The following is a 25331-nucleotide window of genomic DNA, read 5'->3' as shown; positions in this document are numbered from 1 at the left end:
CTGAACCTGCGGCGCGTCAGCGCTTGCGGTAGACCCAGACCCTGGCGGGAGGGACGTTCATCCAGATCCGCTCGGAGCCTTCGGCGGAAACGCCGGGCAATGATTTCGGGATCGGTGGCGCGACCGAGTAGGTGAATTGCACGAACGGCGCACCGGGTTCGAGCAGCGTAAAGGCATCGCGGATCAGCTTCATCCGCGTCAGCATCGGCTTGGTGACCAGCGGCAGGCCGGACACGACGGCGGTCGCCGGCACTTCAAGCGCTTCCCACAACGAATCGCGCAACCGGTAGGCATCGCCTTGCACGACTTTGGCGAGCGGAAAGCGCTCGCGCAGCAGCGCGCAGAACCCGGGATCAAATTCGAGCAGCACCAGACGTTTCTGATCGACGCCGTGCTCCACCAGCGCGTTGGTAATCGCGCCGGTACCAGGCCCAAGTTCGACGACCGGCCCATCAGATTGAATATCGACGTAGCGCGCCATGGTGCGCGCCAGAAGCCGGCCCGAGGGCATCACAGCGCCCATGTGCAGCGGCTTTTCGATCCAAGAGCGTAGAAAGCGCACCTCGTCGTCCAGCGGACGGGGAGGCTTCTTGAACGCGCGAACGGACGACTGCAAAGCCATTCAGCTACCAACCGGGGAAAACGCGGCCCAGTGTCAAATTTTTGTTACATCAACAAGTATAGGCCGCACCCAGGCCGGTCAAGTTAGACGAGCGTCAGGGAGCACTCGCGCGGGAGCCAAAGAACTCTTTGACCTTGGAGAAGAAACCCACAGCTTCAGGCTGAGTTTCACCGGAAGACAATTTTTCAAACTCCGCCAGTAGCTCCTGCTGCTTTTTGGTCAGGTTCTGTGGGGTTTCAACGACCACCTGCACATACATGTCGCCGACCTGCCGCGAACGCAGCACTGGCATGCCCTTGGCTGCGATGCGGAACCGCCTGCCGGTCTGGGTGCCCGACGGGACTTTGACCTTGGTCTTGCCACGATCGATGGTCGGCACTTCGAATTCGCCGCCGAGCGCCGCGGTGACCATCGAGATCGGCACACGGCAATGCAGATCGGCGCCATCGCGCTGGAAGATCTCGTGGTTGGCGAGCGACAGGAAGATGTAGAGGTCACCGGGCGGGCCGCCGCGCAGGCCCGCTTCGCCTTCGCCGGCGAGCCGGATCCTGGTGCCGTCCTCGACGCCTTGCGGGATATTGACCGACAGCGTCCGTTCCTTGATGACGCGGCCGGAGCCGCTGCAGGACGGGCAGGGGTCTTCGATGGTCTGGCCGCGGCCCTGGCAAGTCGGGCAGGTGCGCTCCAGCGTGAAGAAGCCCTGAGCCTGACGAACGCGGCCAGCGCCGCCGCAGGTCGAACAGGTCTTCGGCTTGGTGCCGGCCTTGGCGCCAGTGCCGGAGCAGGCTTCGCAGGTGACCGAGACTGGAATTTCGATCTGCGCGGTCTTCCCCTTGAAGGCGTCCTCCAGGGTGATTTCCATATTGTAGCGAAGGTCCGCGCCGCGCTCGCGGCCGGTGCCGCGGCCGCGCTGCGACGCCATGCCGAACAGATCTTCGAAGATGTCAGAGAACGACGACGCAAAGCCTGCGCCGAACCCGGCGCCTCCGCCGAAGCCGCCCTGTTCGAAGGCAGCATGGCCGTAGCGGTCGTAGGCGGCGCGCTTATCGCCGTCCTTGAGGACCTCGTAGGCTTCGTTGATCTCTTTGAACTTCATCTCGCACTGTGGATCGCCCGGATTGCGATCCGGGTGCCATTTCATCGCGAGCTTGCGGAAGGCGCTTTTCAGCGTCGAGTCGTCGGCGTTGCGCTCGACTTCAAGGGTTTCGTAGTAGCAACGCTTGGTGGTGGACATAGCAACGCTCTCAATTGTCATGGCCGGGCTCGACCCGGCCATCCATCATTTCGGAAAGATGGACCGCCGGATCAAGTCCGGCGGTGACGGTGTTGCATGATGCGATCGGCATGGCCGAGCGTTCGCCGTTACGCGGACTTCTTCTTGTCGTCGTCGACTTCGGTGAACTCGGCGTCGACCACGTCGTCCTGACCAGGCTGCTGCGGCGCTGCGCCGCCCTCCGCCTGCTTGTACATCGCTTCGCCGAGCTTCATCGAAGCCTGCGCCAGCGTGTTGGTCTTGGCCTTGATCGCCTCGGCGTCGTCGCCCTTCAGCGCTTCGCGCAGATCGCTCAGCGCGTCCTCGATACTGCGGCGTTCGCCTTCGTCGACCTTCGAACCGTGCTCGGCCAGCGCCTTCTCGGTAGAGTGCACCAGCGCGTCGGCATGGTTCTTGGCGTCGACCGCTTCGCGGCGCTTCTTGTCTTCGGCCGCGTTGGCTTCGGCGTCCTTGACCATCTTGTCGATCTCAGAGTCGGACAGACCGCCAGATGCCTGGATGCGGATCTGCTGCTCCTTGCCGGTCGCCTTGTCCTTGGCCGAGACATTGACGATGCCGTTGGCGTCGATGTCGAATGTCACTTCGATCTGCGGCATGCCGCGCGGTGCTGGCGGAATGCCCATCAGATCGAACTGACCGAGCATCTTGTTGTCGCTCGCCATTTCGCGCTCGCCCTGGAAGACCCGGATGGTGACCGCGTTCTGATTGTCCTCGGCGGTCGAGAACACCTGGCTCTTCTTGGTCGGGATCGTGGTGTTGCGATCGATGATGCGGGTGAATACGCCACCCAGCGTCTCGATACCCAGCGACAGTGGGGTGACGTCGAGGAGCAGCACGTCCTTGACGTCGCCCTGCAGCACGCCGGCCTGGATCGCCGCGCCGATCGCCACGACTTCGTCCGGGTTGACGCCCTTGTGCGGCTCCTTGCCGAACAGCTGCTTCACCACTTCCTGGACCTTCGGCATGCGGGTCATGCCGCCGACCAGCACCACTTCACTGATCTCGCCGGCGGTGAGGCCGGCATCCTTCAGCGCCTTGCGGCACGGCTCAATGGTCCGTTGCACCAGATCGTCGACCAACGCTTCGAACTTGGCGCGGGTCAGCTTCATGGTCAGATGCTTCGGACCGGACTGGTCCGCGGTGATGAACGGCAGGTTGATCTCGGTCTGCGTGGTCGACGACAGCTCAATCTTGGCCTTTTCGGCGGCTTCCTTCAGCCGCTGCAGCGCGAGCTTGTCCTTGCGCAGGTCGATGCCCTGCTCCTTCTGGAATTCGTCGGCGAGGTAGTTGACCAGACGCATGTCGAAGTCTTCACCGCCGAGGAAGGTGTCGCCGTTGGTCGACTTAACCTCGAACACGCCGTCGCCGATCTCCAGGATCGAGACGTCGAAGGTGCCGCCGCCGAGGTCGTACACCGCGATGGTGCCGGTCTTGGCCTTGTCGAGGCCGTAGGCCAGCGCGGCCGCGGTCGGCTCGTTGATGATTCGCAGCACCTCGAGGCCGGCGATCTTGCCGGCGTCCTTGGTGGCCTGGCGTTGAGCGTCGTTGAAGTACGCCGGAACGGTGATGACGGCTTGGTCGACTTTCTGGCCGAGATGCGCCTCCGCCGTCTCCTTCATCTTCTGCAGAATGAAGGCCGAGACCTGCGAGGGCGAATAGGTCTTGCCGTCGGCTTCGACCCAGGCGTCGCCGTTGGAAGCCTTGACGATCTTGTAGGGAACGAGGCCCTTGTCCTTCTCGACCATTGGGTCGTCGTAGCGGCGGCCGATCAGGCGCTTCACTGCGAAGAAGGTGCGCTCGGGATTGGTGACGGCCTGGCGCTTCGCCGGCTGGCCGACCAGACGCTCGCCGTCGTCGGTGATCGCGACGATCGACGGGGTCGTGCGCATGCCCTCGGCGTTCTCGATGACCTTGGCAGACTTACCGTCCATTACGGCGACGCACGAATTCGTGGTGCCGAGGTCGATACCAATGACCTTTCCCATGGTGCTCACTTCCTTCTTTTTGCGGCGAGTTGGACGGGCCCTGACGGCGCACCGGTCCAAACCCCCTAAGAAAATTCAATTGCTCGCGATTTGGCGGCGGTGAGCCTGATATAGGAGAGGGGGTCGGGTCCGCAAGGACCGCGACAGCGTTTCGACTACGAAAACACGGGCTTTACGAATCGTTACGAAACGCCGGCAAAGCCCGCTGCAACGCAGCTTGCTGGGGCGGCGCGCGCGGCGCATCATCGCATAGCCAACCGCACGATCCGGACCGCGATCCAATCGACTCCCGACCAAACAACGGCCTCAATGCACCCCCAGGACAACTCGCCATGAGACAGATAGCGCGCTGGTTTGCGATTGCCCTGCTGTCGGCCGCCGCGACCAACGCGGCCGCCGCTGCCGACACGATTTATCCACGCGGCATTCGGGTCGGCATCGTGCCGATGCCGGGGCTGCAACAGTCGACGGCCTTCCTCGGCTTCGAGACGGCCGATCACGGCGTCAAGGTGCTGGTGTCCGAGCTGCCGGGTCCGGCGTTCGGTCAGGTCGATGCCGCCTTCAAGGCCGCGCCCGAAGGGTCGCTCGGCAACGTCAAGCCGGAGAAGATCGAGACTGCCGCCGGCAACGGCTATTTCACCGCCGAAGACGCCATGGTGGGGCCGGACAAGGTCCGCCGCTACTCGCTGATCGTGCCCGGCGGTAAGCTGTTTTCCGGCTATGTCGCCGTCCAGGTGCCGGCGGTTGAGGCCAAGACCTATTCGGACGACGCCGTCAAAAAGATGCTGTCGTCGGTATCGGTCCGGCAGCAGGTGCCGGTCGACGAGCAGGTGGCGCAGATGCCGTTCAAGATCCGTGAGCTCGCCGACTTCAAGACGGTGCGGACGCTGGCGCCCGGCGCGGCACTGCTGCTGACCGACGGCAACGAGGAAGCGGTCGAAACCGGTCCATTCATGGTGCTCGGGTTGATCGGCTCGGTGCCGGAGAAGACCGACGATCGCGCCCGCTTCGCCCAGCAGGCGGCCGAAGCGATCCCCGGGCTGCGCGACAGCAAGATCACGATGTCCGAGCCGATCCGGATCGACGGTTCGCCCGGATTCGAGACCAGGGTTAACGGCGTCAGCGGCAAGGACAACACCCCGGTCACCGTGGTGCAGTGGCTGCGCTTCGGCGGCGCCAATGTGGCGATGCGGGTGATCGGCTCGTCGCCGAAGGACCAGTGGGAGACGGCGTTTCCGCGCTTCCGCAAAGTCCGCGACGGACTGCAGCCGCGCTGATCAACGCCAAACGACGCGCGAAACCGCGCGCCGTTTTTCTCTCAGAACAATTATCGAAACGGGCGCGGCTCCGGCTGGCACCGAAACCGCAGATCGCGTCAGCCGGCGTTGCCGGTCTCGCTGCCGCCGTCGCTCGGCGCAGCCTTAGCGCCGCCCTTGGCGACACCGACCAGAGCCGGACGCAGCACGCGTTCGCCGATGGTAAAGCCGGCCTGAACCACCTGCACCACGGTGCCGGGCGGAACCGACGGATCCGGCACTTCGTACATCGCCTGCTGGAAGTTCGGATCGAACTTCTGGCCCTTCGGATCGAACTTCTTGACGCCGTTCTTCTCCAGCGCGTTGAGCAGCGACCGCTCGGTCAGCTCGACGCCCTCGATCAGCGCCTTGAGGCCGGCCTCGGCATTGGCACGCGCTTCAGCCGGTACAGCGTCCAGTGCGCGCTGCAGATTATCGGCGATGTCCAGCACGTCGCGGGCGAACGAGGTTACCCCATAGGTGCGGGCGTCGGCGACTTCCTTCTGGGTCCGCTTGCGCAGGTTCTCCATCTCGGCCAGCGTGCGCAGCATCTTGTCGCGCGCATCCGCAGCCTCGCGCACCAGGGCCTCGTTCGATCCTTCTTCCGGGTCGTCCGGCATGATGTACGGCTTGGAAACAACCGGATCGGCGGCGGCCTGCGCCGTGTCCTGGTTGTTGTCCTTCTGTCCGTCAGTCTCGGTCATCACGCTACCTTCTTGAAAAATCGTCTGGATCGTTACGGAGGGGTCGGCCGGGATATCGTGGTTTGCGACGCGAAAATCAAGTTTCCGAACTCAACCGCCGAGCATCCGGCTGACGATCCGCGCGGTGTAATCGACCATCGGGATCACTCGCGCATAGTTCAACCGAGTCGGCCCGATCACGCCGAGCACGCCGACGATGTGGCCTGCGCCGTCGCTATAGGGCGCGATGATGGTGGACGAGCCCGACAGCGAGAACAGCTTGTTTTCTGAGCCGATGAAGATTCGCACGCCGTCGGCGCTTTCGGCGCGGCCGAGCAGATCAATCACTCCACGCTTGGTCTCGAGATCATCGAACAGCAGCCGCACCCGCTCCAGATCGTCGAGCGCGTGCAAGTCCTCGAGCAGATTGGCGTGGCCGCGCACGATCAGCTGCCTATCCTCGCCGTCGCCGCCGGACCAGCTCGCGATCCCGGCCGCGACGATTTTCTGGGTGAGCTGATCGAGCTCGGCCTTGTTCTGGACCATCAGCGATTCGAGCTCGAGCCGCGCCTCGGCCAGCGTTCGGCCGCGAATCCGGGCGTTGAGATAGTTGGCGGCCTCGATCAGCGCCGAGGACGGAACGCCGGGCGGCAGCGTCAGCACCCGGTTCTCGACCTGGCCGTCTTCGGCCACCAGGATCACCAGCGCGCGCTCCGGCTCCAACCGAACGAATTCGATGTGCTTGAGCCGGACATTGGCCTTCGCGGTCAGCACCACCGCGGCAGCCCGCGTCAGACCGGACAGCCGAGTCAGCGCCTCGCCGAGCGCGGCTTCGACCGATTGCGCGCGGCCGACCGAGGAAAGTTGCGCCTGAATCGACTGCCGCTCCGGCTCTGTCAGATCACCGACCTGCATCAGAGCGTCCACGAAGAAGCGCAGGCCGAGCTCGGTCGGCAGCCGTCCGGCCGAGGTGTGCGGCGCGTAGATCAGGCCGAGCTGTTCGAGATCGGCCATCACATTGCGCACCGAGGCCGGCGACAGCGGGACGGAAATCAGACGGGAGATATTGCGTGAGCCCACCGGCTCCCCGGTCGCGAGGTAGCTTTCGACGATCTGACGAAAGATTTCCCGCGAGCGCTCGTTGAGCTGGGCGAGCCCGGCATTGGGCGCAATCAGGCCGATCGGGTCGTGCTGAACCAAATTCTCCTCCGTTGTCTCATTAATCTGTCGTCGCTGGGGCCCGGTTACAAGCGGCGAGCGCAGGGTTACCGGCCACAACCCTTGCCGCTGCGGCTGTGGCCCCCTAAAAGCACCGCAACGTTTGATTTCCCCCCAATCGATGGAGGTCCCCATGCGGCCGAGCCGCCGTGCGCCCGACGAATTGCGCGCCGTGTCGCTGGAACGCGGCGTGGTCAAATATGCCGAGGGCTCCTGCCTGGTGAAGTTCGGCGACACCCATGTGCTGGTGACCGCGACGCTGGAAGAGCGCCTGCCGCCGTGGCTCAAGGGGCAGGGTCGCGGCTGGGTGACGGCCGAATACGGCATGCTGCCGCGCGCCACCCTGGAGCGCACCCGCCGCGAAGCTTCGGCCGGCAAGCAGAACGGCCGGACCGTTGAAATTCAGCGCCTGATCGGCCGCTCGCTGCGCACCATCGTCGACCTCGAAGCGCTCGGCGAGCGCCAGATCACAGTCGACTGCGACGTGCTGCAGGCCGATGGCGGCACCCGCACCGCGTCGATCACCGGCGCCTGGGTGGCGCTGGCGGACTGCCTGAACTGGATGAAGGCCCGCAACATGATCAAGGGTCAGGTGCTGCGCGATAACGTCGCGGCGATCTCCTGCGGCATCTACAACGGGACCCCGGTGCTTGATCTCGACTATGCCGAGGATTCCGAGGCCGAAACCGACGCCAATTTCGTCATGACCGGCGACGGCCGGATCGTCGAGGTGCAGGGCACGGCCGAAAAGACGCCGTTCTCGCAAGATGAATTCCTCAAGCTGATGGCGCTGGCGCAGAAGGGCGTCACGCGGCTGGTCGACCTGCAGAAAATGGCGGTTGGGTGAGTCATTCCTGCCACCTCTTTGCAACGCGAGCTGAGCTAGGCTGACACCGCCATGCATCGTCGAATCACCGGCAAGCTCGTGATCGCCACCCACAATCCCGGCAAGCTGGCCGAGATGCGCGAGCTCTTGGCTCCTTACGGCATCGCAGCGATTTCCGCCGGCGAACTCGGTCTGGCCGAGCCGGACGAGACCGGCGACAGCTTCCAGGCCAACGCCCGAATCAAGGCCGAAGCCGCCGCCAAGGCTGCGCAACTGCCAGCATTTGCTGACGATTCCGGCCTTGCGGTCGATGCGCTGGATGGCGCGCCCGGAATCTATTCGGCGCGCTGGGCCGGAGATTCGAAGGATTTTGCGGGGGCGATGGGGCGGATCGAGCGGCTGTTGCAGGAGCGCGGGGCGAGGGCGCCGGAGCGGCGCGCTGCGCATTTCGTCTCGGCGCTGTGCATCGCCTGGCCCGATGGGCACGTCGAGGAGGTCGAGGCCCGCGCCGACGGCACCCTGGTATGGCCGCCGCGCGGCACCGCCGGCTTCGGCTACGATCCGGTGTTCCTGCCCGAGGGGCACGACCGCACCTTCGGCGAGATGACCAGCATCGAAAAGCACGGACTGCCGCCGCTCGGCCTCGGCCTGTCGCACCGCGCCAAGGCATTCGTCAAACTGGCGGAGATCTGCCTTGCGGGCTAGCTCCGACCCAGCTTTCGGCGTGTACGTGCACTGGCCGTTCTGCCTGTCGAAGTGCCCGTATTGCGACTTCAACAGCCATGTCCGCCACGCCGCGATCGACGAGGAACGGTTCGCCCGGGCGTTTGCGCGCGAGATCGAAACCACCGCCGCCCGCATCGGCCCGCGCGAGGTGACGTCGATCTTTCTCGGCGGCGGGACCCCGTCGCTGATGCAGCCGCAGACGGTGGGCGCGATCCTCGACGCGATCGGCAAATTTTGGCGCGTCGCGCCGGACGCCGAGGTCTCGCTCGAAGCCAATCCGACCAGCGTCGAGGCGACGCGGTTTCGCGGCTACCGTGCCGCCGGCGTCAACCGCGTCTCGCTCGGCGTGCAGGCGCTGGACGACGCCTCGCTGAGGGCGCTGGGCCGGCTGCATTCGGCCGAAGAGGCGTTGAACGCGGTGGCGATCGCCAAGTCGGCGTTCGACCGCTACTCCTTCGACCTGATCTACGCGCGGCCCGGACAGAGCGCGGCGATGTGGGAAGCCGAATTGCGCTACGCGATCGGCGAAGCCGCCGAGCACCTGTCGCTGTATCAACTCACCATCGAACCGGACACGCCGTTCTACGCCTTGCACAAGGCCGGCAAGCTGCCGACGCCGGACGAGGCCGAGGCGCGGGCGCTGTACGATGTCACCCAATCGGTCTGCGCCGACCTCGGCCTGCCGGCCTATGAGATTTCCAACCACGCCCGCCCGGGCGCGGAATGCCGGCACAATCTGGTGTATTGGCGCGGCCACGAATATGCCGGGATCGGCCCCGGCGCCCACGGCCGGCTCGACATCGGCAATGCGCGCTACGCCACCGCGACCGAAAAGCGCCCCGAGAGCTGGCTGATGCGGGTGGAAGCCGCCGGCCACGGCCTGATCGCCGACGAACGCCTCACCAGCGAGGAACGGGCCGACGAATTCCTGCTGATGGGCCTGCGGCTCGCCGAGGGCATCGATCCGCAGCGCTATCAGCTATTGTCCGGCCGCCCGCTCGATCCGTCGCGGATCGCGCTGCTGCGCGAAGAAGGCGCGATCGCGGTCGACGCCGACGGGCGTTTGCGCGTGACGCAAGAGGGCTTTCCGGTGCTGGACGCCGTGGTGGCCGATCTGGCGGCGTAGTCCTCGCCCAGTCGTCATTCCAAGGAGCGCCGCTGCACGGCGCCCCGGAATGCCGGTGAGACCCCACTTACGCGCCAAAGCTCTTCGGCGAACCGGCGACCGTCTGCGGACCGCCGCTGGCGACCTTCATCACTGCCAGACCGCGCTCGTTGGTGCCGTCGACGCGGAAGCGAAACAAGCCGTCGATTCCGGCGAATCCCGACGGATTGGTCAGGACTTCGGTCGAGAACCGTCGGGTCCCTTGGGTGCGGGACAGCGCTGCGACCAGGGCCACCCCGTCATAGGCCAGCGTCGCGGTGCGAACCGGGTCCTGGCCGTAACGGGCGCGATACCGCCCCGAGAATGCGCGGAAGCCGGCCGGATCGGGGGCGGCGTATAATCCGCCCTGCAAGGCCGCCGTAGCGAACACCCGCGGATTGTCCCACAGTCCGGTGCCGAGCAGCTGCACGCGCTTCAGATCCGCGCCGGCGGCTGTGAGCGCATCAGCCACGCCGGCCAGGGCGTCACCGTCGTCGGCGAGCAGCAGCGCATCGGCACCGGCCAGCGCCGCCGCGATGGTCCGCGCCGGGCCCGACCGATCGGCCCCGTATTTTTCGAAAGCGACGATGCGGCCGCCTTTCTGGCTGGTGTACTGCTTGAAAGCCACCTCGACCACAGACCCATAGGCGTTCTCCGGCAGCAGCGCCGCATAGGAGCGCTTTCCGAGGCTGCCGGCATAGCCGATGATGCGGTTGACGTCGGATTCCGGCAGGAAGCTCAGCAGGAACACGCCACGGCCGGCCACGCTGGAATCGGTCGAGAACGCGATCACCGAGACGCCCCGCGCCCGCGCCGCCTGGGCTGCGGCCGGAACGGACTGAGCGAACAGCGGCCCGAGAATGACTTCGGCGCCTTCGTCCAGTGCCTGCTGGGTCGCTGTCTGCGCGCCGAGCGGATTGCCGGCGTCGTCTTTGACCAGCAGTTGAATGTCCGGATTGTGGAATTCGGCGAGCGCCATTTCGGCGGCGTTCTTCATCGACTGCGCCGCAACGCCGGCATTGCCGGGCGCCGAGAGCGGCAACACCAACCCGACCTTGACCCGGCCGTTGCCGATCGCCGCCGGCTGCTGGGCCGGGCCGGCCGCAGGCGGTTGCTGGCCGAATTGATCGCTCAGAGTCTGTTGGGCGCCGGAGCATGCGCTCAGGAGCGGCGCGCCGAGGATCAGCCCGAGAGCACTGCGGCGCGTGGTTCGCAACGGTTTCGTGTGTGGATCGTGCAAGCTTCCCATGCCATCTCTTGCGGCGATCCGGCGTCATGCCGGATTCCGTGTCGTCCTCCGTGCGATCGACCTTTCGGCCTTTCACCGGAGATTTCATCACAATGTCGGCCAATGATTAACCGGGCCAATAGGTTTATGCTGATTGGCGGCGTCGGACAAATCACTGTGCCGTCGGTTTCGAAATTCCCGTTCTGATCCGCCCCTCAAGACGACGACCAAATCCGTAACGATGCGCGCCACACCACAAAGCTCTGCACCATCCTCGGAAGTGTCCTCCCCTGACGCACGGACATTTCTGATCGCCGGGCAGCGCGTGATCGCACCGCGCATAGTTCCGGGACTGCACCTTGTCGCAACCCCGATCGGGCATCTCGGCGACATTACTTTGCGTGCGCTGGAAACACTGGCCGGCGCCGATCTGATCGCGTGTGAAGATACACGAATCACGCATCGCCTGCTCGAACGATACGGAATCTCGGCGCGGCTGAAACCCTATCACGAGCATAATGCCGCGCAGGCGCGGCCCAAGCTACTCGAAACGCTCGATCGAGGCGGTTCCGTCGCTCTGGTGTCCGATGCCGGCACGCCGCTGATCTCCGATCCGGGCTACAAGCTGGTGCGCGATGTGTACGCCGCCGGACATCAAGTAATCAGCCTGCCGGGTCCGTCCGCCGTGCTGGTCGCGCTATCGCTCGCAGGATTGCCGACCGATCGATTTTTCTTCGACGGCTTTCTGCCGTCGAAGCAGGGCGCACGCCGGACACGGCTCGCCGAACTTGCAGCGATCGATGCCACATTGGTGTTGTTCGAAGCCGGGAGCCGTATTCAGAACACGGTCCGCGACCTCTCCGAGCTGCTCGGCGCGACCCGCGAGGCGGCGATCTGCCGCGAGCTCACCAAGCTGCATCAGGACGTGCGACGCGCGCCGCTCCACCAACTCGCCGCGCAGGCCGATACCATGGAGACGCGCGGCGAATTCGTCGTGGTGATCGCTCCGCCGGATCCGGCCGCAAAGGTGATGAGCGACGAGGCGCTCGACCGCTGGTTGACCGAGGCGTTGACCAAGCACAGCGTCAAGGACGCGGTCGCGCAGGCCGTCGAACATTCCGGACGGCACAAGCGCGAAATCTACGCCCGCGCGTTGGAGCTGTCGCGCCAGCGTGAGACCGGCGATGGCGAAGACTGATCGGTCGCAGCCTTCGGTCCTGGCGCGGATTGCGGCGTTCCGCACCGGGTTATCGGCGGAGGCCAGCGCGGCCGACTATCTCGAGCGCCAAGGCTATCGAATTCTGGCGCGGCGTTTCAAAGCCCGCTGCGGGGAAATCGATCTCATCGCCCAACGCGGCGCGCTTGTGGCGTTCGTCGAGGTGAAGGCACGCGGCAATGTCGACGATGCCGCCTATGCGGTGACGCCTCGGCAGCAGAGCCGCATCGCCGCCGCCGCCGAAGCATGGCTGAGCCGGCATCCTGAGCACGCGACGAGCGAGCTGCGCTTCGACGCCATCCTGATTGTCCCCAACACCCCGCCACGGCATCTGCCCGGCGCATTCGACGCCACGCCATGACCCCCGCTGCTTGACCGCGCCGCCGCCGCGCCGCATCGTCGCCGTCCTGCCAACTCCGGAACCCACGACATGACATTGAAGGTCGCCGTCCAGATGGACCCCATCGCGCGGATCAACATCCGCGGCGATTCGACGTTCGCGCTGCTGCTCGAAGCGCAGGCCCGCGGCCACGCCATCTCCTACTTCACGCCGGACAAGCTATCACTGCGCGGCAACGACGTTGTCGCGTCGGTGCAGAGCCTGAAGGTACGCGATCAGGAGGGCGACCACTTCTCGCTCGGTGAACCGACCCGCGTCGATATGCTTAGTTACGACGTGGTGTTGCTGCGGCAGGATCCGCCGTTCGATCTCGCCTACATCACCTCGACGCATCTGCTCGAGCGCATTCATCCGTCGACCCTGGTGGTCAACAATCCGGCCAGCGTGCGCAATGCGCCGGAGAAGTTGTTCGTGATGGATTTCGCCGACCTCATGCCGCCGACGCTGATCAGCCGCGACAAGGACGAGATCAACGCGTTCCGGGCCGAGCATGGTGCGGTGGTGATGAAGCCGCTGCATGGCCACGGCGGCGCCGCGGTGTTCCGGGTGCTGCCGCAGGACATCAATTTCGGCTCGCTGTACGACATGTTCGCGGTCACCTTCCGCGAGCCATGGGTGATTCAGCGTTTTCTGCCGGAAGTGAAGCACGGCGACAAACGCATCATCCTGGTCGACGGTGAGTTCGCCGGGGCCGTCAATCGCGTTCCTGCCGAAGACGATCTGCGCTCCAACATGGTCCGTGGCGGCGCCGCGGCGGCGACCGAATTGTCGCCGCGCGAGCGCGAAATCTGCGCGACGCTCGGCCCGAAACTCCGTGAGCGCGGCCTGTTGTTTGTCGGTATCGACGTAATCGACGGTTACCTGACCGAGATCAACGTCACGTCGCCGACCGGAATCCGGGCCGTTGCACGGCTCGGCGGCCCGGACATCGCGGCGAAGATCTGGGACGTGATCGAGGCAAAACGAGCTTAAGATCCAGGCCATCCGAAGATTTTCACGGTCGAGGCAGCCGGCGCCCCCTTGCCAGCGGACGCCGAGAGCCGCACAACTACCAGGCTCCGTGCGTTATTCGGGTATCCGTAAGGCTTCCGGAAGAAGGCCAGCGGCGGGGTTAATCAGCAATGATGGATTAGGAAGACAGCCGCCCGTGCAGCGGTTGCGAAGACGGTTGACGCGGCCATAAGTGCCATAAGTAATGGGATCGGAGGTTCCGGCAGCATGATCGTCGGCGAAGACCAGCTTTGGGGACGGCGAGCATTGGAGTTCGTCGACGCGGTCGAAAGGCTCGACGGTCCGGCGCTGATCACCCGGTTCGAAGCGCTGATCGCAAGCTGCGGCTTCACCGCCTACATCATGGCCGGCCTGCCCTCCCACAGCGCCGGCCTACCGGAACTGACGCTGGCCAATGGCTGGCCGCGCGACTGGTTCGAGATGTATGTCCGCGAAAACTTCAGCGCGGTAGACCCGGTGCCTCGTCACGGCGCCACCACGGTTCACCCGTTCGTCTGGTCGGACGCTCCCTACGACCGTGACAGGGATCCCGCGGCTCATCGGGTGATGACCCGTGCCGCCGAGTTCGGGCTGGTCGAGGGATACTGCATTCCGCTGCATTACGACGACGGCAGTGCCGCAATCAGCATGGCGGGCAAGGAACCCGACCTGAGCCCGGCCGCCCGCGGCGCGATCCAATTAGTCAGCATCTATGCGCATAGCCGGCTGCGCGGGATCAGCCGGCCGAAATCGCCACGCCGCAACAAGCTGACCGCCCGCGAGTGCGAGATCCTGAAATGGGCCGCCCAAGGCAAGACCGCCTGGGAAATTTCGATGATCCTGGCGATCGCCGAACGCACGGTGAAGTTCCACCTGATCGAAGCAGCACGCAAGCTCGACGCGGCCAACCGCACTGCGGCCGTGGCCAAAGCATTGACGCTCGGATTGATCCGGTTGTGACCTGTCCGATCGGACAGTAGTTAGGTTCCAGCTTAGACCGGCACAGTTCCCCTCCGCAGGCCCACTGCAACAGGGGAATCGCCATGCAGGTTCATGTCATCCGTCGGGAGAACCGTGCGCTCTACGCCGGCATGCTCGACGCCTATTTTCAGATCCGCCACCAGATCTACGTCGTCGAGCGGGGCTGGAAGGAGCTGGAGCGGCCGGATGGCCGCGAGATCGATCAGTTCGACACCGAGGACGCGGTGTATCTGATCGGCATCGACCGAGACGAGATCGTCGCCGGCATGCGGATGGTCCCGACCACCTCGCCGACGCTGCTCAGCGATGTTTTTCCGCAGCTCGCATTCGCCGGACCGGTCCGGCGATCGGACGCCTATGAACTGTCGCGGATTTTCGTGGTGCCGCGAAAGCGCGGCGAGCACGGCGGCCCTCGCGCCGAGGCCGTGATCCAGGCCGCGGCGATGGAATACGGGCTGTCGATCGGGCTATCGGCCTTCACCATCGTGCTGGAGACCTGGTGGCTGCCGCGACTGCTCGACCAGGGCTGGAAAGCCAAGCCGCTCGGCCTGCCTCAGGACATCAACGGCTTCTCGACCACCGCGGTGATCGTCGACATCGACGACGAGGCCTGGGTCGGGATCTGCAATCGACGGTCGGTGCCCGGACCCACGCTGGAATGGCACGGGCTCGAAGCCATTCGTCGTCAATCGCTTCCGGAATTCCAGGTGGTCACATGAATGCCTCGTCCAAGCCCCGCGCAGCGCGACCGGTGGTCCTCAATGCGGCCAATGCGCCGATCAAACAGCAGGCGGTCACCATCGACACGCTGGCCTCGACCATCAACCGCGCGATCGAGCAGGCCGAAGACCTCGGCATTCCGTCTGCCGTGCAGCTGTTGATGATGGCGCGGCTGGAAGTCGACCTCACGGAAATCGCCTTGGAAAGTCGTCAGAAGAACAGGGCGTGACGCTAGGGACAGGAGTTCGCTTCATTTTTGTTCCCTAAATGTTCTTGCGCGTGTCCGGACCCGGCGTTAGCTTCGGGTCCGGGAGAGGGCGTCATGGTCCAGCATGTCTCCACCGTGGCTTTCGAGGGCATCGAGGCGCGCACCGTCGACGTTCAGGTCCAGGTGTCGCCCGGGCTACCGGCGTTCGCGGTGGTCGGACTCGCCGACAAAGCGGTGTCGGAAGCCCGCGAACGGGTGCGCTCGGCGCTGATCGCATCCGGTCTGGCGCTGCCAGCGCGGCGGATCACCGTCAATCTCGCGCCCGCCGACCTTCCCAAGGAGGGCAGCCACTACGATTTGCCGATCGCGCTCGGCCTGATGGCCGCCATCGGGGCCATTCCGGCCGACGCGCTGGAGGGCTTCACGGTGCTCGGCGAGCTCGGGCTCGATGGCTCGATCGCGGCGGTGGCCGGCGTGCTGCCGGCGGCGATTGCTGCCAACGGCCGGGACCATGGCCTGATCTGTCCTGACGCATGCGGCTCGGAGGCGGCCTGGGCCAGCCCCGACATCCAGATCATCGCGGCCGGTTCACTGATTCAGATCGCTAATCACTTCAAGGGAACGCAACTCCTCGGCCGGCCGCAGCCACGGGTCCGCGACGCTGAACCCTCACGTTTCGACCTGCGTGACATCAAGGGCCAAGAGAGCGCCAAGCGCGCACTCGAGATCGCTGCGGCCGGTGGTCATCACCTGCTGATGATCGGCTCGCCCGGCGCCGGCAAATCGATGCTGGCAGCGCGGCTACCGTCGATCCTGCCACCTCTGTCGCCGGCGGAGCTCCTCGAAGTGTCGATGATCGCGTCGGTCGCAGGCGAAATCCGCGACGGCGCACTGACGTCGCGGCGGCCGTTCCGCGCGCCGCATCACTCCGCCAGCATGGCGGCGCTGACCGGCGGCGGCATCAAGGCGCGCCCCGGCGAGATCTCGCTGGCGCATCACGGCGTGCTGTTTCTCGACGAATTGCCGGAGTTCGATCCACGGGTGCTGGATTCGCTGCGCGCGCCGCTGGAGACGGGCGAGGTCGCCGTGTCGCGTGCCAACCACCGGGTGACCTACCCGGCCCGGGTGATGCTGGTCGCAGCGATGAATCCATGCCGCTGCGGCCAGGCGTTCGAACCCGGCTTCGCCTGCAAGCGCGGTCGGGTCGCGCGCTGCGTGGCCGATTATCAATCCCGGATCTCCGGCCCTTTGATGGACCGGATCGATCTGCGGATCGAAGTCCCACCAGTGAGTGCCGCCGACCTGATCCTGCCGCCGCCGAGCGAAGGCTCTGCCGAAGTCGCAGCCCGTGTCGCCCGAGCCCGCGAGATCCAGCGAGCGCGCTACACCGCTGCCGGACTGCCGGAGATCCGAACCAATGCGGAAGCGCCGGCGTCGGTGTTGGAAAAGACAGCGCAGTCCGACGCCGCCGGGCTGAAGCTTCTGCATGATGCCGCGGAGACCATGCGATTGTCCGCACGCGCCTTTCACCGCGTGATCCGGGTCGCCCGGACGCTCGCCGATCTCGAAGGCAGCGACCCGGTTTGCAGAATCCATCTTGCCGAAGCGCTGTCGTATCGCGCACTGGCGGACGATTCCGTGCGCGCGGCGTGAGGATCCGGCAGCTCTCCGCTCGCCACGCCGGTTCGTTAACGAATCGTCAACCCTGCCCACAGCGCTTTTGCGGACATCCCGCGACCTTCAACCTGTTGGCAGCATCGCTCAGCGATCGTCGGATGCGCGGACGGCGAGGCGGAAAGAGCGATGTCAGGGGTGCTGCGGACCAGATCGAAGCGGAGCGAATCTGACCGCTGGTCCTTCCTCGGCACAGCACTTCGCGTCGGCCTCGCACTTTCTGCTGCGCTCGGTATCGCCGTTGGCTTGGCATATAGCAGCCGACCGGAGATTTCGGGGTACGATCCACACACATTCGCAATCGGAGCGAGCTTCCTGTTCGCGATTGCGTGCTTCGGCCTCGCGATCCAGACGCTGCGGCTGCGCCGGATCCGACGTCGCTTCCTGGCCCTCGCGCGCCGCTCCGAAGCGCCGGCTGATCACCGCGAGACCGTGGGCGAGACCGAACAGGATATCCAGACGGCAGCGCGCGATCTTGCCGACGAAACGGGCCGCGCGAAGTCGCGGCTGCTGGCGATGGCGTCGCACGAAATCCGCACGCCGCTGAACGGCATCATCGGCATGAGCCGGCTGTTGCTTGAAACCCCGCTCAGCCCCGAACAGACGACCTACGCCAAGGCCGTGAAGACCTCCGGCGAGGCGCTGCTGGCTCTGACTGACGATCTCCTCGACTACGCCCGGGTCCAGGCCGGCAAGATCGAACTTGATGACCGTCCCTACGTGTTGAGCGGCCTGATCGAAGACATCATCGAGCTGCTGGCGCCGCGGGCGCAAGCGCGCGGATTGGAGATCGCCGCCGACGTCGACGAACGGTTGCCAACGCGCCTGATCGGTGATGCCGCCCGGCTGCGGCAGGTGCTGCTCAATCTGTGCGGCAACGCCATCAAGTTCACGACATCCGGCGGCGTGACGCTGATCGCGGAGCCGGGCGAGCATGACGGCGAGCTCCGTCTCATCGTCCGCGACACCGGGATCGGCATCGCCGCGGAGGCGCAGGCGCGGATCTTCCGCGAGTTCGAACAGGCCGATGTCGGTATCGCCCGCCATTTCGGCGGCACCGGTCTCGGCCTCAGTATCACCGACCGCATCGTCGCGGCGATGGGCGGCCGGATCACGCTCGACAGCACGCCGGGCCAAGGCTCGACCTTCACCATCACGCTGCCGCTCGTCGCGGCCGATGGCTGTGACGCGGCCGAGGCATTCGTGCCACCGGACCTGCGCGGCGCTTCGGTCATGATTGTCGCCCCGCACCCGATCGAAGCGGCGTTGATCGCTCGGCGCTTAGCGCGCTGGGGCGCCGAGACTCGGCTTTGTGACGATATCGCGGTCGCGGCCGCCCGATTGCCCGAGCGACGCTGGCACGCGGTGCTGATCGACCACGGGTTCGGCTCGGAGGCGATCGAGACGTTGGCGCAAAGCGCCACGTCCCATGCGACGCACCGTGTGGTGATGCTGACGCCGGCAGCCCGGCACGAGCTGCTGCCGGATCTGCCGGCCGCGTTCACCGGCTATCTGGTGAAGCCGCTGCGCGCCGCTTCGCTTGCGGCTCGGCTCGGCGCACCGGCCGAGGTATCGGCGCCGAGTATCGCCGATGGCGAGCCTCCAGAGCCGACCCACGCACGGCCGGTCGTCGTGCCGGCGCCGCTCGCGATTCTGGTCGCCGAAGACAACGACATCAATGCGCTGCTGATTCGCGCGCTGCTGAGCCGGCTCGGCCATCGGCCTGAGGTCGTCGGCGACGGCCGCCGGGCCGTCGACGCGTGGCACGATGCGCAGCGGTCGGGGACCCCATTCGATCTGGTGCTGATGGACGTGCAGATGCCGATTCTCGACGGGCTCGAAGCCGCCCGGCAGATCCGAGCGGCTGAAGCTGAGCGCCCGGGACCGCGTGTGCCGATCCTGGCGCTCACGGCGAATACGCTGGCGGAGGATCGCGACGCCTGCCTGGCGGCCGGAATGGACGGCTTCCTGATCAAGCCGGTCGATCCCGACAAGCTCGCCGAGCTCCTGGCGACCATCGTGGCGACGCGGCAGCCCGCCTGATACGGCAGGCAAATACCGACTATCGCTGCTAACAACAACGTCGGCGGCGATGTCATCGATCGGCAATCATCGCGTCACATCGCTGTTGAACGGCCATGATTGTTGGTGCGATCAGGCCGCGGCGATTCCGTTTCGGGACGGGTGCGGTCGCGAGGACGCCATGCACACCGATCATCTCGCCCGTTCAAAGAAGTTCATTAAGCTGCTGCGCCCGGAGACCGCCGGAGCCGCCGCGCAAACCGCAATTACTTGGTTCAAGCCCGCGGCGAAACTGGCCGAGACCGGCAAGCCGATCGGCGCTTCACCGACGACGCTGGGCCGCCTCGGTCCGCTCGAAGTGCGGCTCGCGCAGACCAAGCAGGACGTCAAGCGCGCCCAGAAGCTGCGCTATCGGGTGTTTTACAAGGACGGCACCGCGATCGCCGACGCGCCGACGATGCTGGCGCGGCGCGACAAGGACGCGTTCGATCCGATCTGCGATCATCTGTTGGTGGTCGATCACGCCGCCAAACCGTCGCTGAGCGGCAAGCAGCCTGTGGTCGGCACCTATCGGCTGCTCCGTCAGGACGTCGCCAATCGCAACGGCGGCTTCTACACCGAGAGCGAGTTCAATATCGGCGGACTGATCGCTCAGCATCCGGAGCTGCGCTTTCTCGAACTCGGACGCTCCTGCGTGCTGCCGCCATATCGGAACAAGCGCACAGTCGAGTTGCTGTGGCACGGCATCTGGACCTACGTCCGCCAGCACGGCGTCGACGTGATGCTCGGCTGCGCCAGCTTCGACGGCACCGATCCGGATCGCCTCGCGCTGCCGCTGTCGTTCCTGCATCACTACGCGCCGGCGCCGGAAGCCTGGCGGGCGCGCGCGCATCCGTCGCGCTATGTCGAGATGAACCGGCTGCCGAAGGAGCAGGTCGACCAGAAGGCCGCGCTGCGCGAATTGCCGCCGCTGATCAAAGGCTATCTGCGGCTCGGCGCGACGATCGGCGAGGGCGCGGTGATCGACTATCAGTTCGGCACCACCGACGTGCTGATCATCCTGCCGGTGTCGGCGATCAGCGCCCGCTACATCGAACATTTCGGCGCGGATGCGTCGCGGCACGCGGCGTAGTCGGGCACTTCCACCCAACTCACCGTCATCACCCGCGAATGCGGGTGACCCAGTATTCCAGTGCGTTTGCTCTCATGCTGAATGCTAACAACGATCGTACTTGGATACTGGGTCGCCCGGTCAAGCCGGACGCTGACGTCTTTTTATCGTGATGCGCTGACCAACAACGCCGAGGGCGTGTCTGACGCTTACAACCTTCGCAGCGCGACGGTTTCCACCACGTGATCGGCGCCCTTCTTCAGGATCAGCGTCGCGCGCGGGCGGGTCGGCAGGATGTTGTCTTCGAGGTTGGCGAGGTTGGTGCGTTCCCAGATCGCGATCGCGGTCGCGGTCGCCTCTTCGTCGGACAGCACCGCGTAGCGATGGAAATACGACCGCGGATCGTGGAACGCGGTGTCGCGCAGCGCCAGAAAGCGCCGGACGTACCAGTCGCGCAGCACCGGCTCGTCGGCGTCGAGATACACCGAGAAATCGAAGAAGTCCGACACCACCGGCACCGCCTTGCCGTCGCGCGGCAGCCGGCCGGTCTGCAGCACGTTGACGCCCTCGACGATCAGGATGTCGGGCCGATCGATCACCGTGAACTTGTTCGGCACGATGTCGTAGGTGAGGTGCGAGTAGATCGGCGCCTTGACCTTGCGGCGGCCCGACTTGATGTCGGACAGAAAGCCGAGCAGCGCCGGCAGGTCGTAGCTCTCCGGAAAGCCCTTCTTCTGCAGGATGCCGGCGCGCTCCAGCACCGCGTTCGGATGCAGGAAGCCGTCGGTGGTGACGAGATCGACCGACGGGCGCGGCGACCAGCGCGCCAGCAGCGCCTGCAGCACGCGGGCGGTGGTCGACTTGCCGACCGCGACCGAGCCGGCGACGCCGATGATGAACGGCATCTTGCGCTCGACCACGCCGAGGAAGCGACGCTGCGCGTAATACAGCTGCTGCATCGCCGCGACGTGGATCGACAACAGCCGCGACATCGGCAGATAGATTTCTTCGACTTCGGTGAGATCGAGCCGGTCGTGCATCGAACGGAGCGCCGCGACTTCGGCGGCATCGAGCGTCATCGGCGTGTCTTCACGCATGCTCGCCCATTCCGACCGCGAGAACACCCGGTACGGGTTGTAGGGGTGCAGATCCGACCTTGCGTCCATCTCGCGGGTCCTTCGCCTTGGTTTTGAATGGCGGGATTTATTGTTGTTGCGGCCGCTCGATGCGGCCGATGCCGTCAGTTGTGCTTGCGCGACGCCTTTTCCTCCAAGCCCGACATCGAGGTGCGCTGCCCCAGCGCGGCCTCGACCTCCTCGAGCTTCACGCCGCGCGACTTCAGCAGCACCAGCATGTGAAACAGCACGTCGGCGGCCTCGGCGATCAGATGCGTGCGATCGTTCTCGACCGTGGCGATCACCAGTTCGACCGCCTCTTCGCCGAATTTCTTGGCGCAGTGCTCGGCGCCCTTGTCGAGCAGCTTCCGGGTGTAGGAGCTGTCGCCGCCGGAGGCCGCGCGGGTATCGACCGTCGCGGCAAGATCGTGGAGGGTGAAACGGGCCATACGCTAACTCTGCCAGTCTGTGGTGCGAGAGTACCGCCCCTCGCCGCGTGACGCTAGGGATCGAGCCGCATCGGTAGCCCGGCCTGGACCATATGATCCTTGGCCTGACGAATGGTGTACTCGCCGAAATGGAAGATCGAGGCCGCCAGCACCGCGGTGGCATGACCCTCGCGGATGCCGTCGACCAGATGGTCCAGATGACCGACGCCGCCCGAGGCGATCACCGGGACGCCGACGCTGTCGGCGATCGCCCGGGTCAGCGGGATATCGAAGCCGGATTTGGTGCCGTCGCGGTCCATCGAGGTCAGCAGGATCTCGCCGGCGCCGAGCGCCACCACTTCCTGGGCGAACTCGATGGCGTCGATGCCGGTGCCCTTGCGGCCGCCATGGGTGAAGATCTCCCAGCGGTCGCGGCCCGGCACCCGCTTGGCGTCGATCGCCACCACGATGCACTGGTCGCCGAATTTCTCGGCGGCTTCCTTGACGAATTCGCGCCGCGCCACCGCGGCGGAATTGATCGAGACCTTGTCGGCGCCGGAGCGCAGCAGCGTCTTGATGTCGTCGACGGTGCGCACCCCGCCGCCGACGGTGACCGGCATGAAGCAGGCCTCCGCCGTCCGCCGCACCACGTCGAGCATGATGCCGCGGTTCTCGTGGGTGGCGGTGATGTCGAGGAAGCACAGTTCGTCCGCGCCGGCGGCGTCATAGGCGATCGCCGCCTCGACCGGATCGCCGGCGTCGCGCAGATCGACGAAGTTGACGCCCTTGACGACACGGCCGTCCTTGACGTCGAGGCAGGGAATGACGCGGACCTTGAACATCGGGGCGTCCTTACGCGGCCTTGGCGGCGCCGATCAGCGCCAGCGCTTCCGCCGGATCGAGCCGGCCGTCGTACAGCGCCCGCCCGGCAATCGCGCCTTCGAGCTTCCTGGCGCGGGGGCTAAGCAGCGTCTTGACGTCCTCGATTGAGGCGAGGCCGCCGGAGGCGATCACCGGAATCGAAATCGCATCGGCGAGCGCGATGGTCGCGTCCCAGTTGATACCCTTGAGCAGGCCGTCGCGGGCGATGTCGGTGAAGATGATCGCGGCGACACCGGCGTCCTCGAAGCGCCGCGCGATGTCGAGCGCGGTGACCTGCGAGCTCTCGGCCCAGCCCTCGACCGCGACGTTACCGTCGCGGGCGTCGAGGCCGACGGCGACACGGCCCGGAAAGGCCTTGGCGGCTTCCTTCACCAGCGCCGGGTCGCGCACCGCGGCGGTGCCGATGATGACCCGGGCGATGCCCTTGGACAGCCAGGCTTCAATCGTCTTGAGGTCGCGGATGCCGCCGCCGAGCTGCACCGGCATCTTGACCACCTTCAGCATCGCCTCGACCGCCTGCGCGTTCATCGGCTTGCCGGCGAAGGCGCCGTCGAGGTCGACCACATGCAGGTACTGAAAGCCCTGCGCCGCAAAGCTCTGCGCCTGCGCGGCGGGATCGAGGTTGAACACCGTGGCGCGCGCCATGTCGCCCTGTTCGAGCCGCACGCACTGGCCGTTCTTGAGATCGATCGCGGGGAAGAGAATCACGGCTTCCACTTCAAAAAGTTCGAGATCAGCGCCAGGCCGAAGCGCTGGCTTTTCTCGGGGTGAAACTGAGTCCCGATCGCGGTGTCCTTGCCGACCACGGCGGTAACCGGCCCGCCGTAATCGGCGCGCGCCAGCACATCGCCTTCATGTTCGGCGGCGAGGTGGAAGGAGTGCACGAAGTAGGCGTGCAGACCCTTCGCCCCGAGTGGCAACCGGTCGAGCACCGGGTGCTCGCGGATCTGATCGAGCGTATTCCAGCCCATATGCGGGATCTTCAGATCCTCGCGATCGGGCGCGATCTTGACGACGTCGCCGGCGATCCAGTTCAGCCCGTCGCTGGTGACGTGCTCCTTGCCGCGGGTCGCCATCAACTGCATGCCGACGCAGATGCCGAAGAACGGCCGCGCCTTGACCCGCACGGTTTCGTTCAGGGCCTCGACCATGCCGTCGATCGAATCCAGTCCCTTGCGGCAGTCCGCAAAGGCGCCGACGCCGGGCAGCACCACCCGGTCGGCCCGAAACACCTGATCCGGATCGCGGGTGACCAGGATCGGTTCGGGATTTTCCATGCTCCGCGCGGCGCGCTCGAATGCTTTCGCCGCCGAATGCAGATTGCCGGAGCCGTAGTCGATGATCGCAACGCTCATCGCGAACCTCCGGGGTTCGGGAACGAGCCGAAGATGTCGCCGTGGATCGACGACGCCGGCAGCGGAATGCTGCGCGCCGGTGGCGCGCCGCGATCGATCGGCAGGGTAAAGCCGATCGGCTGCGGCTGGCCGGCGACCCAGCGATCGAAGAACCGTTGTTCGGCGATCTCACGGTCCTCGCCGATCGCGACGCCGACCGACTGCCAGCCGCGCCGCGCCAGAGTCCAGCGCCACAAGCTGCCGGCTTCGAGCCCGAGCAGGCTCGCCAGCAGCAACGCCACCACGAACCGGGTGCCACTGCCGGCATGCAGCGCAGTCAGCGCCACCGCGGAGGCGGCGATCACCACCAGATAGCCGAGCAACGCCAGCCACAGCCGGCGGTACAGCAGCCAGAACGGGCCGAATACGAACGCCCAGACATAAAATCCGTCGCGGACGAAGCGGAACTGGTCGGGCGCAGCCTGCTGCAGCTCGTCGTCGTCCGCCCGCGGGGCATGAACAGTGAACACCGGCATGGACTTGTCTCCGCCGCCCGCCGGCCGTTAGCCGCCGAGCTGACCCTTGGTCGAGGGCATTTCGCCGGCCGTCTTCGGATCGATCGCGACCGCCGCACGCAGCGCCCGGGCCAATCCCTTGAAGCAGGATTCGGCGATGTGGTGGCTGTTCTCGCCATATAGGGTTTCGACGTGCAGAGTCACGCCCGCATTGATGGCGAAGGCCTGAAACCACTCCCGCACCAGCTCGGTGTCGAACTCGCCGATCTTGTCGCGCGGGAAATCCGCCTTGAACACCAGGAACGGCCGGCCGGAGACGTCGATCACCACCCGGGTCAGGGTCTCGTCCATCGGCATCAGCACGCTGGCATAGCGGGTGATGCCCGCCATGTTGCCGAGCGCCTGCTTCACCGCCTGGCCGAGCGCGATGCCGACGTCCTCCGTCGTGTGATGGAAGTCGACATGGAGGTCGCCCACCGCTTTGGCGGTGATGTCGATGCGCGAATGCTTGGCGAGCAGATCGAGCATATGGTCGAAGAAGCCGATCCCGGTCGCGGCCTTGGCCACGCCGGTGCCGTCGAGGTCGACCGTCACCTCGACGTCGGTCTCCTTGGTCTTGCGCTTGATCGTCGCCGTGCGCATGAAGCGGGCTCTCCGGTAAAAACGCCGGTCTTTTAACAGGCTGGTGACACCTTCGCTACTGCGCCAGCTGCGGAGCGGGGCCGATCTTCGTCC

The 25331-nt window shown here is 65.8% G+C and carries 26 protein-coding genes; 13 read left to right on the top strand and 13 right to left on the bottom strand.

Annotated elements, in window-relative coordinates; genetic code table 11:
• Nucleotides 1–16: 16 nt before the first annotated feature.
• The 3 genes from DNX69_RS16590 to dnaK all read right to left on the bottom strand — a co-directional run bounded on the left by DNX69_RS16590 (nt 17) and on the right by dnaK (nt 3880).
• Nucleotides 17–622, bottom strand: a complete 606-nt coding sequence (locus DNX69_RS16590) for a class I SAM-dependent methyltransferase (protein ID WP_110787048.1) — start codon at nt 620–622, stop codon at nt 17–19.
• A 94-nt stretch (nt 623–716) separates the two neighbouring features.
• Nucleotides 717–1856: a molecular chaperone DnaJ gene (gene dnaJ / locus DNX69_RS16585; RefSeq protein ID WP_110787047.1), complete on the bottom strand. Its 1140-nt coding sequence runs from the start codon at nt 1854–1856 to the stop codon at nt 717–719.
• A 128-nt stretch (nt 1857–1984) separates the two neighbouring features.
• The gene (gene dnaK, locus DNX69_RS16580; RefSeq protein WP_110787046.1) at nt 1985–3880 is read right to left on the bottom strand and encodes a molecular chaperone DnaK; all 1896 of its coding nucleotides are present in this window, start codon (nt 3878–3880) and stop codon (nt 1985–1987) included.
• 332 nt (nt 3881–4212) lie between these two features.
• On the opposite strand from dnaK, the gene DNX69_RS16575 reads away from it, so the two are divergent.
• Nucleotides 4213–5157, top strand: coding sequence for a hypothetical protein (locus DNX69_RS16575; RefSeq protein WP_110787045.1), 945 nt, complete (start codon nt 4213–4215; stop codon nt 5155–5157).
• 98 nt (nt 5158–5255) lie between these two features.
• Here the strand turns inward: DNX69_RS16575 and grpE are convergent, their stop codons facing one another.
• Entirely contained in the window at nt 5256–5879 is a 624-nt protein-coding gene (gene grpE / locus DNX69_RS16570) for a nucleotide exchange factor GrpE (RefSeq protein ID WP_110787044.1), read from the bottom strand.
• Between the two features lie 90 nt (nt 5880–5969).
• Nucleotides 5970–7058, bottom strand: coding sequence for a heat-inducible transcriptional repressor HrcA (gene hrcA, locus DNX69_RS16565; protein ID WP_110787043.1), 1089 nt, complete (start codon nt 7056–7058; stop codon nt 5970–5972).
• Nucleotides 7059–7209: 151 nt separating this feature from the next.
• On the opposite strand from hrcA, the gene rph reads away from it, so the two are divergent.
• Genes rph through hemW form a run of 3 tightly spaced genes read left to right on the top strand, consistent with a single transcriptional unit; the run spans nt 7210 to nt 9754 of the window.
• Nucleotides 7210–7923 (top strand): ribonuclease PH, encoded by a 714-nt coding sequence (rph, locus tag DNX69_RS16560; RefSeq protein ID WP_110787042.1) that lies wholly within the window; start codon nt 7210–7212, stop codon nt 7921–7923.
• Nucleotides 7924–7974: 51 nt separating this feature from the next.
• Nucleotides 7975–8607 (top strand): RdgB/HAM1 family non-canonical purine NTP pyrophosphatase, encoded by a 633-nt coding sequence (gene rdgB / locus DNX69_RS16555; RefSeq protein WP_110787041.1) that lies wholly within the window; start codon nt 7975–7977, stop codon nt 8605–8607.
• Entirely contained in the window at nt 8597–9754 is a 1158-nt protein-coding gene (gene hemW / locus DNX69_RS16550; protein ID WP_110787040.1) for a radical SAM family heme chaperone HemW, read from the top strand. Before rdgB ends, hemW begins: the two co-directional genes overlap by 11 nt.
• Nucleotides 9755–9821: 67 nt before the next feature.
• Here the strand turns inward: hemW and DNX69_RS16545 are convergent, their stop codons facing one another.
• Complete coding sequence (locus DNX69_RS16545) at nt 9822–11021, bottom strand: penicillin-binding protein activator (protein WP_110787039.1); 1200 nt, start codon at nt 11019–11021, stop codon at nt 9822–9824.
• Between the two features lie 220 nt (nt 11022–11241).
• Here DNX69_RS16545 and rsmI point away from each other — a divergent pair, with 220 nt between their 5' ends.
• From rsmI to DNX69_RS16500, 9 genes are all read left to right on the top strand, one after another.
• Nucleotides 11242–12198, top strand: coding sequence for a 16S rRNA (cytidine(1402)-2'-O)-methyltransferase (gene rsmI, locus DNX69_RS16540; protein ID WP_110787038.1), 957 nt, complete (start codon nt 11242–11244; stop codon nt 12196–12198).
• On the top strand, nt 12185–12577 hold the full coding sequence (locus DNX69_RS16535; protein WP_110787037.1) for a YraN family protein: 393 nt from the start codon (nt 12185–12187) through the stop codon (nt 12575–12577). Before rsmI ends, DNX69_RS16535 begins: the two co-directional genes overlap by 14 nt.
• A gap of 69 nt (nt 12578–12646) precedes the next feature.
• Nucleotides 12647–13588 carry a glutathione synthase gene (gshB, locus tag DNX69_RS16530; RefSeq protein ID WP_110787036.1) on the top strand — a complete coding sequence of 314 codons (942 nt, stop codon included), beginning with the start codon at nt 12647–12649 and terminating at the stop codon, nt 13586–13588.
• A 246-nt stretch (nt 13589–13834) separates the two neighbouring features.
• Nucleotides 13835–14566 carry a LuxR family transcriptional regulator gene (locus DNX69_RS16525; RefSeq protein ID WP_110787035.1) on the top strand — a complete coding sequence of 244 codons (732 nt, stop codon included), beginning with the start codon at nt 13835–13837 and terminating at the stop codon, nt 14564–14566.
• Between the two features lie 83 nt (nt 14567–14649).
• Nucleotides 14650–15306, top strand: a complete 657-nt coding sequence (locus tag DNX69_RS16520) for an acyl-homoserine-lactone synthase (RefSeq protein WP_110787034.1) — start codon at nt 14650–14652, stop codon at nt 15304–15306.
• Nucleotides 15303–15536: a hypothetical protein gene (locus tag DNX69_RS16515; protein ID WP_110787033.1), complete on the top strand. Its 234-nt coding sequence runs from the start codon at nt 15303–15305 to the stop codon at nt 15534–15536. The genes DNX69_RS16520 and DNX69_RS16515 overlap by 4 nt, the downstream gene beginning before the upstream one ends.
• Nucleotides 15537–15629: 93 nt before the next feature.
• Nucleotides 15630–17168, top strand: coding sequence for a YifB family Mg chelatase-like AAA ATPase (locus tag DNX69_RS16510; RefSeq protein ID WP_110787032.1), 1539 nt, complete (start codon nt 15630–15632; stop codon nt 17166–17168).
• A 150-nt stretch (nt 17169–17318) separates the two neighbouring features.
• Nucleotides 17319–19232 (top strand): ATP-binding protein, encoded by a 1914-nt coding sequence (locus DNX69_RS16505; protein ID WP_110787031.1) that lies wholly within the window; start codon nt 17319–17321, stop codon nt 19230–19232.
• A 160-nt stretch (nt 19233–19392) separates the two neighbouring features.
• The gene (locus tag DNX69_RS16500; RefSeq protein WP_110787660.1) at nt 19393–20343 is read left to right on the top strand and encodes a GNAT family N-acetyltransferase; all 951 of its coding nucleotides are present in this window, start codon (nt 19393–19395) and stop codon (nt 20341–20343) included.
• Nucleotides 20344–20531: 188 nt separating this feature from the next.
• Here the strand turns inward: DNX69_RS16500 and coaA are convergent, their stop codons facing one another.
• The 7 genes from coaA to hisB all read right to left on the bottom strand — a co-directional run bounded on the left by coaA (nt 20532) and on the right by hisB (nt 25238).
• On the bottom strand, nt 20532–21488 hold the full coding sequence (coaA, locus tag DNX69_RS16495) for a type I pantothenate kinase (RefSeq protein ID WP_110787030.1): 957 nt from the start codon (nt 21486–21488) through the stop codon (nt 20532–20534).
• Between the two features lie 74 nt (nt 21489–21562).
• Entirely contained in the window at nt 21563–21886 is a 324-nt protein-coding gene (locus tag DNX69_RS16490) for a phosphoribosyl-ATP diphosphatase (RefSeq protein ID WP_110787029.1), read from the bottom strand.
• Between the two features lie 53 nt (nt 21887–21939).
• Entirely contained in the window at nt 21940–22707 is a 768-nt protein-coding gene (hisF, locus tag DNX69_RS16485) for an imidazole glycerol phosphate synthase subunit HisF (RefSeq protein WP_110787028.1), read from the bottom strand.
• 10 nt (nt 22708–22717) lie between these two features.
• Nucleotides 22718–23455 carry a 1-(5-phosphoribosyl)-5-[(5-phosphoribosylamino)methylideneamino]imidazole-4-carboxamide isomerase gene (gene hisA / locus DNX69_RS16480; protein WP_110787659.1) on the bottom strand — a complete coding sequence of 246 codons (738 nt, stop codon included), beginning with the start codon at nt 23453–23455 and terminating at the stop codon, nt 22718–22720.
• Entirely contained in the window at nt 23452–24102 is a 651-nt protein-coding gene (gene hisH, locus DNX69_RS16475; RefSeq protein WP_110787027.1) for an imidazole glycerol phosphate synthase subunit HisH, read from the bottom strand. Before hisH ends, hisA begins: the two co-directional genes overlap by 4 nt.
• The gene (locus tag DNX69_RS16470) at nt 24099–24617 is read right to left on the bottom strand and encodes a DUF2628 domain-containing protein (RefSeq protein ID WP_110787026.1); all 519 of its coding nucleotides are present in this window, start codon (nt 24615–24617) and stop codon (nt 24099–24101) included. The genes hisH and DNX69_RS16470 overlap by 4 nt, the downstream gene beginning before the upstream one ends.
• A 27-nt stretch (nt 24618–24644) precedes the next feature.
• Nucleotides 24645–25238 (bottom strand): imidazoleglycerol-phosphate dehydratase HisB, encoded by a 594-nt coding sequence (gene hisB / locus DNX69_RS16465; RefSeq protein WP_110787025.1) that lies wholly within the window; start codon nt 25236–25238, stop codon nt 24645–24647.
• Nucleotides 25239–25331 lie beyond the last annotated feature (93 nt).

It is taken from the genome of Rhodopseudomonas palustris, assembly GCF_003226555.1.
GTDB lineage: Bacteria > Pseudomonadota > Alphaproteobacteria > Rhizobiales > Xanthobacteraceae > Rhodopseudomonas > Rhodopseudomonas palustris_I.
Note: the sequence above shows the minus strand (reverse complement) of the source record. Positions and strands in the feature narration are given on the sequence as shown.